Consider the following 17,748-nt stretch of genomic DNA (forward strand, 5'->3'; position numbering starts at 1 on the left):
AAAAATCCAAATTATGAAAAAGCAATACACACTTATTTTCCTAGTATTCCTATCGATTCAATTGGTAAATGCGCAATTCACGCTTGATGGGCAATTTAAACCAAGAACCGAATACCGAAATGGTTTCGGAAGCATCATTCCCGATGCCGCCGATGCCGGCTATGCCATTTCTACCAGAATACGCTTGAACACAGGCTATACCTTTGACTCCTATCAATTTTATGTAAGTCTGCAGGACGTAATGGTTTGGGGTGAAAACAGACAGATTTTGCCCGATGACCAAAATGATTCTTTCGCCGTTTTCGAGGCATGGGCAAATATCAATCTAGGAAAAGGATGGTCTACAAAGTTGGGCCGTCAAATACTATCGTACGACGATCAACGTATTTTCGGCGGTTTAGACTGGGCACAACAAGCACGTAATCACGATGCAGGCCTATTAAAATACAAAAAGGAAAAGTTTATGATGGATATCGGGCTGGCGTTCAGTCAAGATTTCGATAACCCCACCGGATTTCAGTCTGTGGGAACGGCCTACAATACGAGCGGTTTTTTTAGCTATAAAACGATGCAGTACGCCTATCTGAAACAACAATGGAATAGTATTTCCGGAAGTCTGCTGCTTTTGAACAATGGTTTTCAAAACTTTACGGGCGATGCAGATGCCCAAGTTGCCGACGGTACGAGCAACCTACAGACCTTAGGAACCCACTTAAACTTCAGTAAAGGAAGTTTTGGCGCGGCCTTGAACGCCTTTGTGCAAACTGGGGAACGCCAAAATCAAGTCGATGTAAAAGGAGCCTACTTATTGGGTCTCGACCTCAACTATAAAGTAACGGCAAAAATAGGTTTGGGTGTTGGGGTAGAAGTAATCAGTGGCAATGATGGTGAAGCGGGTGAAACTGGAGCTTTCTTTCCGTTATTTGGTACCAATCATAAATTCAACGGGTTTATGGATTATTTCTATGTGGGCAACCATGCCAACTCCATTGGATTGTTCGATGTGCATGCCAGTGCCAAGTTTGCGTTGGGCGAAAAATCGAGCCTATTGGTAAAAGTACTCAATTTCAGTGGCGAACAAGAATTGCCTAGTGGTGAAAAGGCATTGGGCACCGAGGTCGACCTGGTCTTTGCAAAGAACTTTAAAGGATACAACGTAGCCATAGGCTACTCCCAAATGTTCGCTAGCGATGGCATGTACGAATTAAAAGGTGTGAGTGAAGCCGACGCAGCAGGCACCCAAAATTGGGCTTGGGTGCAACTGACCATGAAACCTAAATTCTTGAACACTGCAAAAGCAGAATAAGAAATCACGACGCTTCGATTGGCTATCATGACCCTTTTTGGTTGTGGTAGCTTTCGAAGTTTAAATAGAAAATGCAACGACAAGTTCAAATCTAAAATTAAATCCACACTCAATTTTACAATCCTGTCGTCCTGAGCGCGATTAAAGGCTAAGGAACACCAATGGCCGTGTGCCTGTACTTTAGCCAGTTCACCCATGCTCAGAAGCGCAATCTTCGGTTTACCCCGCTTATTCAATGAGAATAGTGCACAGTTGTAAAGCATCCGCTATGGAAATAGAACTTTCGTACTTGCCACCTCGAACCTCGTTTACCCTCGTACTTCCCACTTTGTATTTCGTACCTGGAAACCTATCTTTGCCCGTATAACTAGGTATATTTTGAACCAAATAACCATTGTTTTAGTAGACGACCATTCCCTAGTGCGCGATGGTATTCGTGCCCTTTTGGAAAGTGAGCAAGATTTGAATGTCATTGGCGAAGGCTCCGATGGTAGGGAGGCGCTCACGCTCGTGGAAGAGAAAAATCCCGACATTCTAATTATCGATATTCGTATGCCCCATATGACCGGTATCGAAGCGGTTGAAAAATTGAACGCCTCGCAGTCCGACGTCAAATGCATCATTCTCTCGATGCACGATTCGGAGGAGTATATATTGCAATCGGTTGCCGCAGGTGCCAAAGGCTATTTGCTCAAAGACACCGGTAAAACAGAATTCATAAAAGCGATTCATGCCGTTCAAAGTGGAGACAAATACTACAGTGGCGATATCTCGAACGTATTGGTAAACAGTTTGCTGAACCCAAGCACGAAGATTTCCAAAAACTCAAATAGCGAAGGGCGAACGAGCAAGCCATTTGACCTGACCAATAAAGAAATCCAAGTCTTGGAGTTGGTTTTATCGGGGCTCACCAACAAACAAATTTCTGAAAAACTACAAAATAGCAAGCGTACCGTCGAAACCCACCGCTTTAATCTCATGCGCAAGATGGATGTCAAAAATTTGATGGATCTTTCCAAAAAGGCCCAGGAATTCGGGTTGGTATAGCATGAATTTCAAAACTAGATTTTGAGAATCATATTTTGGCCCTCTGGTTTTTAGTAATTCCCTAGAATAAAGGCCTACTATTGCCATATTATCACTACGTATTAGTACGTATTTTTCTAATTTGCTTATTCATATTTGATGGTTTTCATCAAAAGAAGGAGCGATGCAGAAAAAGAAAACGGAAAAGACAATTTGCAGCTACTGCGGTGTTGGTTGCGGTATTTTGGTCGATGTTGATGCCAAGGGTACCATTTCGGTAGCAGGCGACCCGGACTATCCTTCGAATAAGGGCATGCTATGCTCAAAGGGCCGTAATTTGAACTATGTCGCGCAAGATACCAGTGACCGTATTTTGTACCCTGAAATGCGGTGGAGTAGAAACCACCCCTTGCAAAAAGTATCTTGGGATACCGCTTTTGAGCGTGCAGCAGCGGTTTTCAAGAGCATTATCGCCAAACACGGTGCCGATAGTATTGGCTTTTACGTTTCCGGCCAATGCTTGACCGAAGAATATTACCTCGCCAACAAAATTACCAAAGGCTTTATCGGCACTAATAATATCGATACCAACTCTCGCCTTTGTATGAGTTCGGCGGTGGTCGGTTACAAAAAGACAGTAGGCGAGGATTCCGTTCCCATTTCCTATGAAGATATCGAACTTGCAGATACGTTTCTAATCGCAGGGGCCAATCCGGCTTGGTGCCATCCCATCTTATACCGACGGTTGGAACAGCGAAAAGCCGATAACCCTGAGGTAAAAGTGATTGTCGTAGACCCCAGAAAAACACAAACCGCAGCTGCGGCCGACCTACACCTGCAAATTTTACCCGGTACCGATGTAATCTTGTTCAACGCTATCGCACGGTGGTTGATCGAAAAACGAAAAACCGATAAAACGTTTATCAAAAAGTATACGGCAAATTACGAGGCGGTCAAACAATTGGCCTTTTCCCTTTCCATTCGGCAAGCAGCGGAAAAGTGCGGTATCCTTGCTTCCGAAATCCGCAAAGCGGCACAATACATCGGCGAGGCAAGCAAATTCCTGAGTATGTGGACGATGGGACTTAATCAAAGTGTGATCGGGGTATCCAAAAATGTATCGCTTTTAAATTTATCGCTGTTGACAGGGCAAATCGGAAAACCCGGTTGCGGTCCGTTTTCATTAACAGGGCAACCCAATGCGATGGGGGGCCGCGAAGTGGGCGGAATGGCCAACTTATTGGCTGCTCATAAAGACTTGGGCAATCCCATCCACAGAAAAGAAGTGTCCGACTTTTGGGGAGGTAAAGAAATCGATGGTGAACCCGGCTATACCGCCACCGAAATGTTCGATGCCTTGGAAAATGGCAAGCTAAAAGCCATCTGGATCATCTGCACCAACCCTGCCGTAAGCATGCCCAACGTACACAAAGTGGAGCGCGCTTTGAAAAATGCCGCCTTTGTAGTGGTTCAGGACATATCGCATAACTCCGAGACCACCAAATTTGCCGACCTGCTTTTACCGGCTGCAGGTTGGTTGGAGAAGGAAGGAACAATGACGAATTCCGAACGGCGTATCAGTTACCTGCCCAAAGTAATCGACCCACCCGGTGAAGCCTTGCCAGATGTTGAAATTCTTTGGCGTTTTGCCCAAGCTATGGGTTTTAAGGGCTTCGATTACACCACCGCAAGCGAGGTATATGACGAGCATTGCTTGCTGACCAAGGGCACCAATATTGATATTTCGGGACTCAACTATGAACGCTTAAAAAAAGAAGGTAGTTTTCAGTGGCCCGTACCTCATAAAACACATTCCGGTACGCCGCGATTATTTACCCATCACGAGTTTCATACGAACGATAAAAAAGCCCATTTTAACGTACCTCAAAGTCTGTATAATAGTTCGGAGCAAACGAATGGTGATTTCCCATTGATTTTGAACACCGGCCGTATTCGAGACCAATGGCATACCCGAACCAAAACGGGAAAAGTCAAACGTCTGTTGACACATATTCCAGAGCCCTATCTCGAAATGAATAAAATAGATGCCTTCCTTCGAAAACTAAAGGAGGGCGATATTGCCATCATCAAAAGTCGTAGAGGGCAGGTGCAGGTAAAGGTGAGGGTCAATCTCGATATTCGTGAGGGTGTTGTTTTTCTGCCCATGCATTGGGGCAAGGTGTTGCAGAACGATTTTGGCAGGGCCAATAACATCACTAATGATTTGGTCGATCCAGTATCAAAAGAACCTGATTTTAAATATTGCGCGGTACAGGTAGAAAAGTTCAAGAAGCCGGAACAAAAAATAGTGGTCATTGGTGCCGGTGCCGCGGCCTATAGGTTTATACAATCCTACCGAGAAAAGAACAGAAAAGACTCGTTGCATGTTTTTTCAATGGAGAAAGATCCATTCTATAACCGGGTACTACTGCCAGAATATGTCAACGATGAACTTTCTTGGGAGTCTTTGGAAAAGCTAAAGAAAGGCGAACTGGAAAAATTGAACGTTGTCCTTCATCCGGGAATCGGGATAACCCAAATAGATAAAACAGCGAAAAAAGTCATCGACACCAAAGGTACCGAGCACACATTTGACCTTCTCGTAATGGCTACGGGAAGCCGCGCCTTTGTACCCAGTGATGTAAAGATGGATGTTCCAGGGCGTTTCACCATGCGTGAAAGGGGCGATGCCGACAAATTGAAAAAGTATCTACGGAATACCGGTCTGAGTGCTGGAGAACAGCATGTGGTCATCGTTGGAGGCGGTCTGCTCGGACTGGAGCTTGCCGCGGCCCTTAAGAAAATTCACATCAACATCAGCATCGTGCAGCGAGCTCCCCGTTTGATGGAACGCCAATTGGATAATATCGCAAGCAGATTATTGGCAGAGGATGTGATCGAAAGAGGTATCAACATTTATTTTGACAATGAAGTGAGTACCGTTTTTGAAGAAAAAGTAAGTCCCAGTTCTTTGCTTGTGAATCTTAAAACGGGGCGTACCATACAGTGCAATGCTATTGTATATGCCATAGGCACCCGCCCCAACATCGAACTGGCCAAGCGGGCAAATTTGGAAACCAGTCGGGGCGTATTGGTCAATGGGTACTTACAGACCAGTGTGCCATCTATTTTCGCTTTGGGCGAAATTGCGGAGTTCAACAATTCCCTTTTCGGCATTACTTCCGCTGCAGAACAGCAGGCAGATATTGCCGCCAACTACATTTTGGGCGATTTTAGTAGTATTTACAACGGATCGGTTCTCATGAATATCCTAAAGTTCGAAAACCTTGATCTATGTAGTATCGGTATGGTGAACGCCCCAAAGGATGACAGCAGTTACGAGGAGGTTATTTTGATGGATGTAAGTAAGCGTTTCTATAAGAAGTGTATTGTAAAGAACGACACCTTAAAGGGGGCGATTTTAATGGGCGACAAAAACGAATTTGCCGAATTCAAACGGCTGATAGAGGACGAAATAGAACTTTCGGAAAAGAGAGATGAACTGTTAAGGGGTGCTTCGAATACCTTTCCCCTAAAGGGTAAACTAGTATGTTCCTGTAGCCAGGTGGGTGAGGGAAATGTGCTCGATGCCATCGCCAATGGTTGTTCCGATTTTAACAAGTTATGTTCGGAAACTGGTGCAGGCCTAGGCTGTGGTAGCTGCAAACCGGAAGTAAAAGCGTTATTGATCAAACAACCAGCAGTGGCCAGCTAAAGAACGATTATGAATGATGATTTACATCGCATATTGATTCCGGGTGGGGTTACGTCGCCAGGCGAATTGAAAGATATTATTCTAATGTTGGAAACCGCAGGCCTACGTGAGGTTTACTTTGGTTCTCGGCAAGATTTGTTGATTCCCTTGAGTAATGCCAATGAAGAATTCTTGGAAAACACGGCCAAATTCAATGCCGAAATCATCGGAGAACGTAGTTACCAGAATATTGTTTGTTCCTATGTGTCGGCCGATATTTTTGATATGACCTATTGGTTGAAAGGCTCGACGTACCTCTACATTTTAGAAGGTTTTGATTATGCGCCCAAACTAAAAATCAATATTACCGATCCCAAGCAAAGACTAGTTCCCATTTTTAGTGGCAATCTCAATTTCATTGCCTCAAACAGCGAGGATTACTGGTATTTGAATGTAAGATTACCCCATTGGAAAACATCGGCATATTATCCCGTTCTGATTTACAGTTGGGATATTAGTACCATCTCCAAAGCGATCGAAGACCTATATGAAGACATACAGGATGTAGAAGAACTCTTCTTCGTCCTGAGCAAACAATTGGACACCAACAACAAAACCATTGAAAAGGAGCTTAAAATAGAGTACACCACTTTTCCGTACTACGAAGGCATGAACCGTATGGGACTGGACCAATACTGGCTCGGTCTATATTGGAGGAATAACCGATACAATCTCAAATTTTTGAAGGAGTTCTGCGGATTTTGTCTGGACAATAGCATCGGTAAAATATGTATCACGCCTTGGAAGTCCTTTATCGTAAAAGGAATTAAAAAAGATAGCAGGCTAGAACTAGAACGGTTTTTAGGCCAAACCGGAATCAATGTAAGACATTCCCAACTCGAAATGAACTGGCATGTACCCGTAGATGATACCGATGCGCTGGAACTCAAAAAATTCTTGGTTCGAAGTTTTGATCAAAACGACATTAGCACGTATGGCCTTACCTTCGGGATCAGTAACGACGTCGGGAAACGCTCTCATTTTTCATCGGTGATCATTGAAAAAAACAGTCCGCCCACTATAGTTTTGGATTTTGACGTACGACCTTCCTATAACGTACTCCATTTTGAAAACTTCGATCCAAATACCCAGGAATATATCTCCTACGCCCAAGATATCGATAAAATCGAGCTTCCTGGTCTTTTGATGGAGCTAAGCAAGAAATATTTTGAACAATTGGGCATGCCTTCAAAAAAAGATGAAGTGAAACCTCAAAGTAGTCACGGGCACAGCAATAGGGTGGTCTATCAGTGCGAGGCATGTTTGACGGTTTATGACACGCTGTATGGAGATACTAAGGCGGGTATCGCCGAGGGCACAGTCTTCAAAGACCTACCGGGCGAGTATTCATGTTCCGTTTGCGATGCTCCAAAAAAGAATTTTAAGAGGGTTGAATTACAGGTCGATAGTCTTTAATCGGGATAGCTATCACTTTCGCTACACCCTACCATAAAAGTACTGTAGGTATTCTTGTCCTAGAAGTCTATCCTAACCTCCTCTCCTTTAACCGCTCTTCACGAATAAGCCCGTCTTGCACGGAAACATAATACGAATGATTATCATCCTCCAAAGACAAAGCCTCTTCCACCGTACCATCCACAAAATGGATCGCTGCACGATCATCAACGGCATAGCCATCGGTCAAAGCTCCCTTTAGGATGTTTTCATGGTATAAAGGCCGTCTAGATTTTTCAGAATTGTAATGCGGACAATGGCTTTTATCGATAAGCCCCAGGCCGCCTACGATACTCAACTCCTTTGGCCTGGAATCGGTCGTACCACCGTTGAACCAGCAGAGCGACCCGGCACTACCACCGCCCATTACCACGCCATTTTCGTAAGCCTTCTTAAGAAGGTCGGTTATGCCTTGGGCTTCCCAGATAGCGAGCATGTTCAAAGTATTTCCCCCACCCACTATTATGGCGTCCATCTTGCCAATGATTTCTTCGTAGGTCTGTTGTTGATCGTAGGAGTTTATCCAAACCCTGAGCACATGCGGCACCAAATCCAATTCGCTACAGACCGCCTCCCATTTGGCAATGTACTCGGGGTCATCCCCGCTGGCAGTCGGCACAAAACAGATATTCGGTTTTGGTTTTCCGGTAATTTCAGCCGTATAGTTTACAAAGGCGGGTACGAGTCTACCACTGCCATAAATAAAAAGTTGTTGCTTCATAAGTGTAAATTCACAAAATAGGAATGAAAATAGGGGATATAGCACGATTTTGAACCCAAATTGCCAATTTATGCCCTTATTTCCATTTTTGGGCAGTGGTCATTAAAAATTTTCTTATTCGATTCACCGATTATTTTCCTATCTTAGATATTCTCGCAGCGGAATTTACATCGCATCTTTCACTGCAAATCCCCCACATGATACAGCTATATTGATAAAGAAAGTGTCAAATTATACCGGTATACGATAAACGAAACGAAATGGGCAAAACCAACACCGTCGTGCAACTTAACGACAAGAAAGAAGAGGCTGCATCGAAAATCGAAATCATCAAAAATCTGATTTTTGGCGAGAATATCGAGGCGTATGACTCCGAGTTCGATTTACTCAAAAAAGACATCCTCAACAAGAAGAAGGTACTCGAAGACCTAATTGAAGAAGTGCGACAAGACCTCAAATCGGCCATTGACAACGTTGCAACCGATGTGAATATTCGAATCACAGAGCTCGAAGACAAGATAGACGATAAATTGGAAGGCTTGGAAACGGATAAAGTAGATCGGAAAATGCTGGGAAAATTGTTAGTGGACTTGGGCGAAAAAGTGGGTCAGAAGTAACCTTTACAGATGTTCTAGGTTATGAACGAAACCGACAAAATACAGATATTAAAAGATATTCTTTTTGAAGACGATAGCGTATACATTCAAAAAATAACCTCCAGACTTGAAGCGCTTGAAGATTCTTTTAGCGATAAGGTGAAGTTTTCCTCTAAGGTAGAACCGATTATCTTGCACCAGCTTAACGAGTTTAAGACCAGTATACCTCAAACCTTGGGCCCTACTATTACCGAAGCCCTAAAAGTAGAAATCAAAAAAAACAAAGACGAAGTAGTAGATGCGCTCTATCCCGTTCTTGGTAAAATGATCAAGAAATACATTGCGCAGGAAATAAAAATGCTATCGGAAAAAATCAACGAGCGTCTGGGTTTTAAGGGAAAAGTGCGGTATTGGTTCGGTATCTCCCGTGAGAAAGAGGAGATTATAGAAGAGCTTGCCGCCGCGCATATAGAGCAGGTACTGTTGATCGAGAAAGAATCGGGTCTTCTGAAAGCCAGCTACTCACAAACAGAGACCATCGACGAAGAAATGATTTCGGGAATGCTTACCGCCATCAAAAGTTTTGTTGAGGATGCCTTTAGTCAAAAGAATCAAAGTCTCGAACTCATAGATTATGAGCTCTATCAGATTCATTTGCAGAGCTTTCAGAAGTATTTTGTGGCGGTCATCATTTCGGGTAGTTACACGATACACACCAAAAATAAAACACAAGACCTCATTTTCGATTTCTACGAAGATTTTACAAAAAAAGATGAATACAAATCGCTAAGCCCTGACAGCATCAATCAGGAGCTGGCCAAAAAATTTGCCAATGCAAGTCTCTAAGAAAGTGGTGGTTCTGGGTCATTTTGGAGTAGGTAAAACTTCCTTGATTCGCCGTTTCGTGGAGAATAGTTTCTCGGAACATTACACCGTATCCATCGGGGTACATATCCTTAAAAAAATTGTTGACGTAGCACCGGATAAGAAAGTCTCTTTGATTTTATGGGATTTGGAGGGCACCGATGACCTTGAGCATGTTCGTGACTCCTATCTATTGGGCACGCACGGTATCATCTACGTTTTTGATGTTTCTAGGCCGACTACATTTCAGAACATACATCTAGATCTCGCCATTCTAGAAAAGAAAGCAAGTGGTGTTCCGGTCAAGGTTGTGGGAAATAAGGTGGATTTGGTCGAGTTGTCGGAAGTAACCGAAATACTTGAAAACCACGACATTACTTTCGATTACCTTACCAGCGCCAAAACAGGTGGGAAAGTGAACGAATTGTTCGAACAATTAGCCAAAATGCTCGCACCGGATGCTAAAGAAATTTAAGGAAGCATATGAAAAGGTCAACACTCATTTTATATTGACCGATACCGAGGGGTTGGTGCTCGACTGTGACCAAACCCTCTTCGAGACCTCCAAGGGTATGCCCGTTGGAGATTTGCATCCTTTCTTTTTCAGTATTCCCGAGATAATGGAATCGATTGCTACCACTACATCGTTTCATTGTGTGCAATTGAGTTCCGACACCGACGACCTTACCGCCGACATAGAGGTGTTCAAAAAAGAGGGAATGATACTGATTGTCATTCACGACCTCACCAAACACTACCTTTCCTATCAGGCGATGGCCCAGTCGAGAAACGAGTCGATAATCGACTCGGAGCTTATTCTCCTCAAAAATCATGAACTACAGGAACGGGAACGTTTTAAAAACGAATTCATACAAAATTTCAGTCATGAACTGCGCAACCCGTTAACCAACATTATCGCACTGACGAATATTCTAAGGCGTACCGAGCTGACCACGGAACAGATGCGTATATTGTCCATACTAAAGGATTCGACCTCGAACCTCAAATTGATGCTCGAGGATATTCTGAGTATCTCAATGATAGCCAAGGGCAAATTAATGCTCAACCCTAGCGTTTTCAATTTTCCGCAGTTGGTCGATTTTCTTAGGCTCACCTACAATACTAGGGCCAAGGAAAAAGGGCTCGTTTTTAAAATCAACGCAGACGAGAAAATTCCCGAGTATCTCGAGGGAGACCGTTTGCGCCTATTGCAGGTATTGACCAATTTGTGCGACAATGCCGTAAAGTATACCGATGAGGGAACGATTGCCCTGCATATCGACCTGAATCAAAAAAGGGCCAATACGGTAAGCCTGCGTTTCGGTGTAAAGGATACCGGACAGGGCATTCCAAAGGAAAGTCTTGAGACCATTTTTGAAAGTTTTGAACAGCTTGGTCCTACAGAAGGCGTTGGTCTCGGATTGGCCATAGTCAAAGGGTTGCTAACGTTGATGGAGAGCGAAATTCGAATCGATTCGACAGCAGGTCTGGGCTCTCACTTTTACTTCGACGTAAAACTGAACTATCCATTGCACCAACCAGTGGTTCCCGTGTTGGATGAACAATCAAAAAAAATAAAACCGAAGGGCGGAAAGACCACCAAATTTAAAATACTACTCGTCGAGGATGACGAACAAATACAGGCCGCGCTGTTCAAAATACTCGTCGATACCGGTGATTTTTTTATCGATGTGGTGAGCGATGGCGCCTTGGTCATGGAGGAAATCGTAAATAATTCGTACGATCTTATTTTAATGGATGTTAATCTGCCTAATATCTCGGGAGATCAACTGGTCAAAGTAATCCGTGGTTTTCCGTTCAAAAACATCAAAAAAATCCCGATTATCGGGGTAACGGCCAACTCGTATCAAGCCCACAAAGAATCTTATTTAAAAATGGGTATGAATGCGGTACTGCCCAAACCTTTTGATGAGGACGAGTTGCTTACGACCATGTCCCGCCTTTTGAAATAAGTGCTACAAAATTCAAAAAAGAATTTTTTACAATTGTAAGAATATTCTTGCTAATTATGTATTTAATCGATAAATTAATACACTTTATCGATATTTAAAAGTCTCTTTATCAAATTTCTTGATTTTGAAATCGACGTTATATGTTTGTACTGCTTTTAATAACAGCAGTAGCGCTATACACCACTAACCATTGGAGTAAGCTTAAAAGGTACCTCAAGACCGAATCCCCCGATCGGCTTTGGGTCGGAATGAAATAGTAACAGTTCCCCCTTTTACTACAGTTGGTTTTTGAAAGCCCCATTTTTTTTGGGGCTTTTAGAACCAAATCCGGAAAAACCGCCAAAAAGAACCAGAACATCACCAAACTAACTCATAGGGTTGCGAAAGTATACTAGTACTTGTGTTCCCTCTGGGACATTTCAGGAGTAATCCCGAATGTCCCTTTTTGTTTTTAAAGGGGTCGTTCGCTTACCAATGTATTACCGATCCCCTAGCCGACATATCTTTTAAGGATTCATTACTTTTATATCGTTCTATACAATGTGTATTCATGAAAGATATTTTCTTTGCCTATATCCAAAACCTACAAGATCGAATCACCTCAGCGCTGGAAGAAGTTGATGGAAAAGCGCTCTTTCGTGAAGACAATTGGGTTCGTCCCGAAGGTGGTGGCGGACGATCCCGCATAATAGAGAACGGGGCTGTTTTTGAAAAAGGTGGTGTGAATATTTCAGCGGTTCACGGAGAGCTTCCTCAAAGCATGCAAACTTATTTCGGGGTGCAAGATGCCGACTTCTTCGCCTGTGGACTCAGCCTTGTGCTACATCCCACCAATCCAATGGTACCCACGGTACATGCCAATTGGCGCTATTTTGAGATGTACGATAAAAAAGGTGGGATAGTGGATCAATGGTTCGGCGGTGGGCAAGACCTTACCCCGTATTATCTTTTTGATGAAGATGCAGTTCATTTTCATACGATATGCAAACAGGCCTGTGACACGCATAATTTATCTTTCTACCCTACGTATAAAAAAAAATGTGACGCTTATTTTTGGAACACGCACCGGAACGAGGCTAGAGGTATCGGAGGTCTGTTTTTCGATTATTGCAAGGTCACCGACGAAATGAGTATGCAGGATTGGTATGCTTTTGTATCAGCAGTAGGGGATAGTTTTTTAGACGCCTATATCCCGATAGTTCGAAAAAGGGCTCATCTGGCCTATTTACCGGAACAACGCGACTGGCAGGAGATTCGGAGGGGTCGCTATGTAGAATTCAATCTTGTTCACGACAAAGGCACCTTGTTCGGCCTCAAGACAAATGGCCGTATCGAGAGTATTCTGATGAGTCTGCCGCCGCATGTGCAATGGGTATATGACCACAGTCCACCGGAAGGTAGTGAAGAGGAACGGTTATTACAGGTACTTAGAAGTCCGAAAGATTGGATCTAAAATTATGGCCGTTAAATTATTTTCCGATATTTTATTGAACATTAGGATGTGATTCATTTACATTTTAACTAGACTATTTTACCTGTTTCCAGTGATGAGGCATCTTGAGGAAGACCCTACCTTTGAACATCCTTAGCATAACTTAAATTGAAAAGCCAACTTTTACGATTCAACCACTTTACAATACTATTTTGAATTATGGGATACAAAACAATCATACTGAGTGCCTTTCTAGTCATGACCTTCCTTAGCTGCAAGGATAGTGCTAAAAATAACGACCCTAATAGCGCCGAAGCCCTATCGGCAGTAACTACCACCTATGACAATATTTATGAGAATCCTGCCTATATTGAAGTCTATAACGAATATGTTACGTACCTGAACGATATTACGTCGAGTTATGATGCCTCACAAACCTATTATTTCAATGCGTTCCCGGACGATTATCCTGAAAATTTAAAAGGGAGCCCCAGTTTGGTGACCATTAGCGATTACCCCGATGACCATCTGGAAAGGGCCTTGAGGGCGGATTTGAAAATCGAGTCCCTTGAAAAACCTGCACAAACGGTAAACGAGTACATTTTGACTTTGAGAAGACTCATGAACCATGCAGATGGTTACTATGAACGGCAAGAATATTTAGATGATGCTGCCAAGCGCGGAAAAAGTCTGCACGATAGTATTGTACCGGCTTTTTTTAATTTAAATGAAGCGGTTGGCGAATTTCGAGATCAAATTACGGCTATCGAGCAAAAAATGACGGCTGTTGAGCTTGAGAATTATAAGAATGAGGGGCTAAATCTTCGTTATTCACTTTTGAAGATAATTACCATAGCAAGAGAAACAAGAGCATTCACCCAAGTGGAGACTATGGATGAGTATGCCAATTTGGAGCTAAAGAATGTTGTGGATGTTCGAAAGCGCTTATCGGAAAATATACAGGAACTTGAAAAATCAGCATCGGACAAGTCGCAATTTACGAGGGAATTTGGCTCCAATTCTACCGCCGAAGGCTATTATAATTTTGGCTTTAAGAGGGCAAGCAATGATTTGGTAAAACATCTTCGAAGCTTAGAGCAGCGTTTAAAGACCGATGACTTTGAACCAGAAATTCCCAACAATACACCATCAGGTATACAAAGCATGATGATAAAGCAATTTTACAACGGCGACGGAATGCCTCAAATGATTATGGAAACCGAAGGAAAACTTATCGAGGCTTACAACGATATAATTAATTGAGAACTGTAGTATGTATAAAATGGTAAGATGTAAACTATTTTTTTTATGCACAGTAGTTATATGTTGTTCTTGTAATACTCAAAAATCTAAAAGTGATATTGAAGTGATTTTCACACAGGATACGCTAGATGTCGGATACACCTATTGGTGGCCCCAATCCGGACCTTTTATAGGAGGGTGTGGCGAAGAACTTTCCCTCGTTTTTAAAGGAACCATCACAGCCTTAGAAGAACCTACAAATGAAGCCGGACCTTTATATGTGGCACAGGAAGGTATTGTCGCAATTGACGAGGTCTATAAAATCAAGACACTGGAAAACAACACGTATGCTGGGCAACGGTTCGTTAGCTTAGACTGCTTTAATGAAAGCAATCTGCTGGAAGGCGATCAGGTGCTTGTGGTGTGTTATGACTATGAGGGCGCCTATACCATTCCCGGGAAAAAATCCATCATCAAGATTAATGCTACCGATCTTTCACCGATTACATCGATTCGAACCTATATTGACTCCGATCAAAATCCGATTGCGATTCAGAAAGATCTCGATTTATGGGATGCATACGGTTTAAGGGAAGACCTTCAACAGCTAATTGATTGTAGCGAAGAGTTGGGCATTGATCCAGTGGGTGTGGAGTAATTATCGCAGATGATAGCACTACTTCCAAGTGATCGCCTTCTTGGACACCTCCTTGAATTGGTATACGATATGCGATAATCTGGCTTTTAAAAGTGCTCTTCTGCCTTTCAAAGAACGGGTGTACAAAAGTCTTGAAGAATCTACATGGTTTTTCCAGCAATGGTGAAAAAGTTGGGCGTCCTTCTTGCGTTTACCGAATTGCTCCGGCACCACATAGTAATTTCGGAGTCCCCAATGTCTTTTGATCCAATGTGTATAGACCAATAGATATCTCGGATTTTCAACTGGTGCCAATATTTCGGCCAAAAGATGAACGAACATACTACTTTCAGCATTGGTAGCGCCTTTCAGATAACAAACGAAAGTTCCGTTCAATTGCTGCTCCGTTTCGACAGAAACAGCATCAAAAGGAGTATGTAATCGTTTCGTTCTATACAGTATTTCCAATAAAGCGGCCCCTATCTTTTTGGTTTTCCCATAGGTATTGCCAAAGAGGAAATACAATTTGATCGCCTTATAGGTTTTCGGAGCCAGCGCGATAAAAATCCCCGCCAAGAAAAGATATGCAAATTGCAATACCCCCTTCGTAACCAGTGTTCCGATATGCTTTGCCAAAAATTCGGGGAAAAACAATCCCGCTCCTACAACTACTTCGACCAACAAATATTTTGAAGCACTTCCCCAGCGCAATCTTTTGGCTTCCTTGAACGGTACTTTATCGAGGTAAGGGATTTTCACTTCCCGGACGAGCACGCTTCCTTTTGAAATCGCATCGAACCAACGCGTTTTCAATGCTTCCCTCTGCTTCGCTACATGAACCATCTGTGCATTTAATCCATCTAGGGATACATCGGCATCAAAATGAGTGGGAATCTGAAGGCGCTCCAAACCATTTTCAATATAGGGCGTGCCCGAAAGGGATACTCCGGAAAACGCTTCAAAACGTCGATTCAATTTTTCCCAATCCTTACCACCATCCGCCGCGGTGGGATCAAGACATGCCAAATGCCAAATATTTCCTGTCTTATCAGGGGCCTCGCCATCGATGCGAATGGCGCGCCCGCGCATTTGGTTAGATGAAACAAAAGAACCTACATAAGATGCCAAAACCAAGGTATTGATCGCCGGAGCATCCCAACCTTCGCCGAGTAGCGCTTTTGTACCGATGAGCACCTTGATAATCCCTTTTTGAAATAGTCTGGTGATACTATCTACAATGCTGTTCTTGACGTTCCCGAAAGAATTGATCAGAACAAATTCTTCATCGGATGGTAAGGGTACCGCATTAAAATTTGAACTGTTTGTCTGTAGTTCAAAATCATTCAGTGCACTCCTATGCAGGATAACAAGCGACCCCGTCAGTACGGCGATATCTTTTTTTGAATGCCCTTTTATTCTCAGATACTGAAAAATCGATGCCACCCCCAATCTCTTTAATTCGGCAGTATCCGTTCCCTTAAAATCCAAGTACTCTTTTCGTATAAAATCGGTGAGTATGACCGCTTTAAGCTTTTCCTCCAAACAATCCTTTTCGTGCTTTAGGATTTCCGATATACTCTTCAGCTTTGATGGGCTATTGGCAAGGGTTCGGTACAGCTGTTCGTCCCCAATAAAGTTGACCCTCTTTTTACTGAAAACCCCTATTCGAGCCAATTGCCTTTCGATATCGAAAAGCAGTTCTTCATGTTCCATTAAGGCTTCCCTTTGGTCAACGAGCAGTTGCTGTAATAATATCTCCATCCACTCATAGCTCAAATTCGGGAATTCGATCTTACCTCCCTCAAACCCTAAAAATTTCAATTTTCTTCTGTCGACTACATGCCCACTTGCCTTTAGAAAAATCAATACGGAAGAGAAAAATTCCGGATGCTCATACAGTAGTTCCAAATTTTCTTCCGATCGGGCATAAATGGGATGCTCCAGTAGCATACTTTTGAACCGTTCATTGGCAACTAGGGCATTGGTAAAGGCGATGATCTGTTCCCGATAGGAGACGATATATTTTATTTGCGCCTCATCGGGTTGTGAGAAATATACAAAGTCTTGGTGCGGACAAAGGTCTCCATTTGCGATGAGATCCGGTACCGCAATTTCATCATCCAATGGCCCGCAAAGCTCGAAATATTTGTTCAGTTCTTGTGCCGTACTATCATAAGGTGGGGTGGCGGTAAGCGAAATCACCGTCAAGTGCTCTAATTGCTTTAGCTTGAAAAGGCTGGTCCACCAGGTATTTTTTAGGTGATGGGCTTCATCTAGAACAAGGGTCCGAATCCCGTGCTTCTCTATATATTTCAGGAGTGATTCTTGATTTTCGGTCATGGATTTATCCAAGGCATGCAAAGATTGATAGGTAGAAAAGGTGAGAAAAGACGGATTCTTTAGATCAAGGGTATATTCCTCCCAATCGCTATCCGTTAGAAAAAAAGATTCCAAGCGGCTTTTCCATTGGTTGCGTATGGTCAAAGTTGGCGAAAGCACCAAGCTAGGTTTCGCGACCCTTAGCAACATTTCCAATCCCAAAATAGTCTTGCCCGACCCCGGTGGGGCCACAATATGAAGGTGATCGTCCTGTATATGACTTTCAAAACGACTTAGAAATTGTTCCTGATAGCTACGCCAAGTGAATTTAAACTTCAGTTTTTTATCGAGCTCGATCAAGAGATAGGGAGTTTTAAGAATCGTACTAGGATAATAAGTAACTTTGATTTTTCAAAAATAGGC

Annotated in this window: 13 protein-coding genes; 11 read left to right on the forward strand and 2 right to left on the reverse strand. The window is 43.0% G+C overall.

The genetic code is table 11. The annotated features are described in order from the left end of the window. Window positions 1-13: 13 nt before the first annotated feature. The 4 genes from FGM00_RS16975 to FGM00_RS16990 all read left to right on the forward strand — a co-directional run bounded on the left by FGM00_RS16975 (window position 14) and on the right by FGM00_RS16990 (window position 7,502). The gene (locus FGM00_RS16975; protein ID WP_138854060.1) at window positions 14-1,306 is read left to right on the forward strand and encodes an alginate export family protein; all 1,293 of its coding nucleotides are present in this window, start codon (window positions 14-16) and stop codon (window positions 1,304-1,306) included. A gap of 378 nt (window positions 1,307-1,684) precedes the next feature. After that, the gene (locus FGM00_RS16980) at window positions 1,685-2,353 is read left to right on the forward strand and encodes a response regulator transcription factor (protein WP_175416262.1); all 669 of its coding nucleotides are present in this window, start codon (window positions 1,685-1,687) and stop codon (window positions 2,351-2,353) included. 163 nt (window positions 2,354-2,516) lie between these two features. Beyond that, the gene (locus FGM00_RS16985) at window positions 2,517-6,047 is read left to right on the forward strand and encodes a nitrate reductase (protein ID WP_138854062.1); all 3,531 of its coding nucleotides are present in this window, start codon (window positions 2,517-2,519) and stop codon (window positions 6,045-6,047) included. Window positions 6,048-6,056: 9 nt separating this feature from the next. Then, window positions 6,057-7,502, forward strand: a complete 1,446-nt coding sequence (locus FGM00_RS16990) for a rubredoxin (protein ID WP_138854063.1) — start codon at window positions 6,057-6,059, stop codon at window positions 7,500-7,502. Between the two features lie 67 nt (window positions 7,503-7,569). Here the strand turns inward: FGM00_RS16990 and FGM00_RS16995 are convergent, their stop codons facing one another. After that, window positions 7,570-8,262, reverse strand: coding sequence for a Type 1 glutamine amidotransferase-like domain-containing protein (locus tag FGM00_RS16995; RefSeq protein WP_138854064.1), 693 nt, complete (start codon window positions 8,260-8,262; stop codon window positions 7,570-7,572). Window positions 8,263-8,522: 260 nt separating this feature from the next. On the opposite strand from FGM00_RS16995, the gene FGM00_RS17000 reads away from it, so the two are divergent. The 7 genes from FGM00_RS17000 (at window position 8,523) to FGM00_RS17030 (ending at window position 15,027) form a co-directional block, all read left to right on the forward strand. Continuing rightward, a complete protein-coding gene (locus tag FGM00_RS17000; RefSeq protein WP_138854065.1) occupies window positions 8,523-8,879 on the forward strand; it encodes a fructose 1,6-bisphosphatase in 357 nt (118 codons plus the stop codon). Between the two features lie 21 nt (window positions 8,880-8,900). Next, window positions 8,901-9,704 carry a cell envelope biogenesis protein OmpA gene (locus FGM00_RS17005; RefSeq protein WP_138854066.1) on the forward strand — a complete coding sequence of 268 codons (804 nt, stop codon included), beginning with the start codon at window positions 8,901-8,903 and terminating at the stop codon, window positions 9,702-9,704. Beyond that, entirely contained in the window at window positions 9,691-10,197 is a 507-nt protein-coding gene (locus FGM00_RS17010; RefSeq protein WP_138854067.1) for a Rab family GTPase, read from the forward strand. The genes FGM00_RS17005 and FGM00_RS17010 overlap by 14 nt, the downstream gene beginning before the upstream one ends. Further along, the gene (locus FGM00_RS17015; protein WP_138854068.1) at window positions 10,181-11,695 is read left to right on the forward strand and encodes an ATP-binding response regulator; all 1,515 of its coding nucleotides are present in this window, start codon (window positions 10,181-10,183) and stop codon (window positions 11,693-11,695) included. Before FGM00_RS17010 ends, FGM00_RS17015 begins: the two co-directional genes overlap by 17 nt. 550 nt (window positions 11,696-12,245) lie before the next feature. Continuing rightward, the gene (gene hemF, locus FGM00_RS17020) at window positions 12,246-13,148 is read left to right on the forward strand and encodes an oxygen-dependent coproporphyrinogen oxidase (protein ID WP_138854069.1); all 903 of its coding nucleotides are present in this window, start codon (window positions 12,246-12,248) and stop codon (window positions 13,146-13,148) included. Between the two features lie 198 nt (window positions 13,149-13,346). Next, window positions 13,347-14,390: a DUF3829 domain-containing protein gene (locus FGM00_RS17025; protein WP_138854070.1), complete on the forward strand. Its 1,044-nt coding sequence runs from the start codon at window positions 13,347-13,349 to the stop codon at window positions 14,388-14,390. Window positions 14,391-14,493: 103 nt separating this feature from the next. Then, on the forward strand, window positions 14,494-15,027 hold the full coding sequence (locus tag FGM00_RS17030) for a hypothetical protein (RefSeq protein WP_138854071.1): 534 nt from the start codon (window positions 14,494-14,496) through the stop codon (window positions 15,025-15,027). An 18-nt stretch (window positions 15,028-15,045) separates the two neighbouring features. Here FGM00_RS17030 and FGM00_RS17035 read toward each other — a convergent pair whose 3' ends face one another. Beyond that, window positions 15,046-17,685 (reverse strand): DEAD/DEAH box helicase family protein, encoded by a 2,640-nt coding sequence (locus FGM00_RS17035; protein ID WP_138854072.1) that lies wholly within the window; start codon window positions 17,683-17,685, stop codon window positions 15,046-15,048. Window positions 17,686-17,748: the final 63 nt, after the last annotated feature.

The sequence above is a fragment of the Aggregatimonas sangjinii genome, assembly GCF_005943945.1.
Lineage (GTDB): Bacteria > Bacteroidota > Bacteroidia > Flavobacteriales > Flavobacteriaceae > Pelagihabitans > Pelagihabitans sangjinii.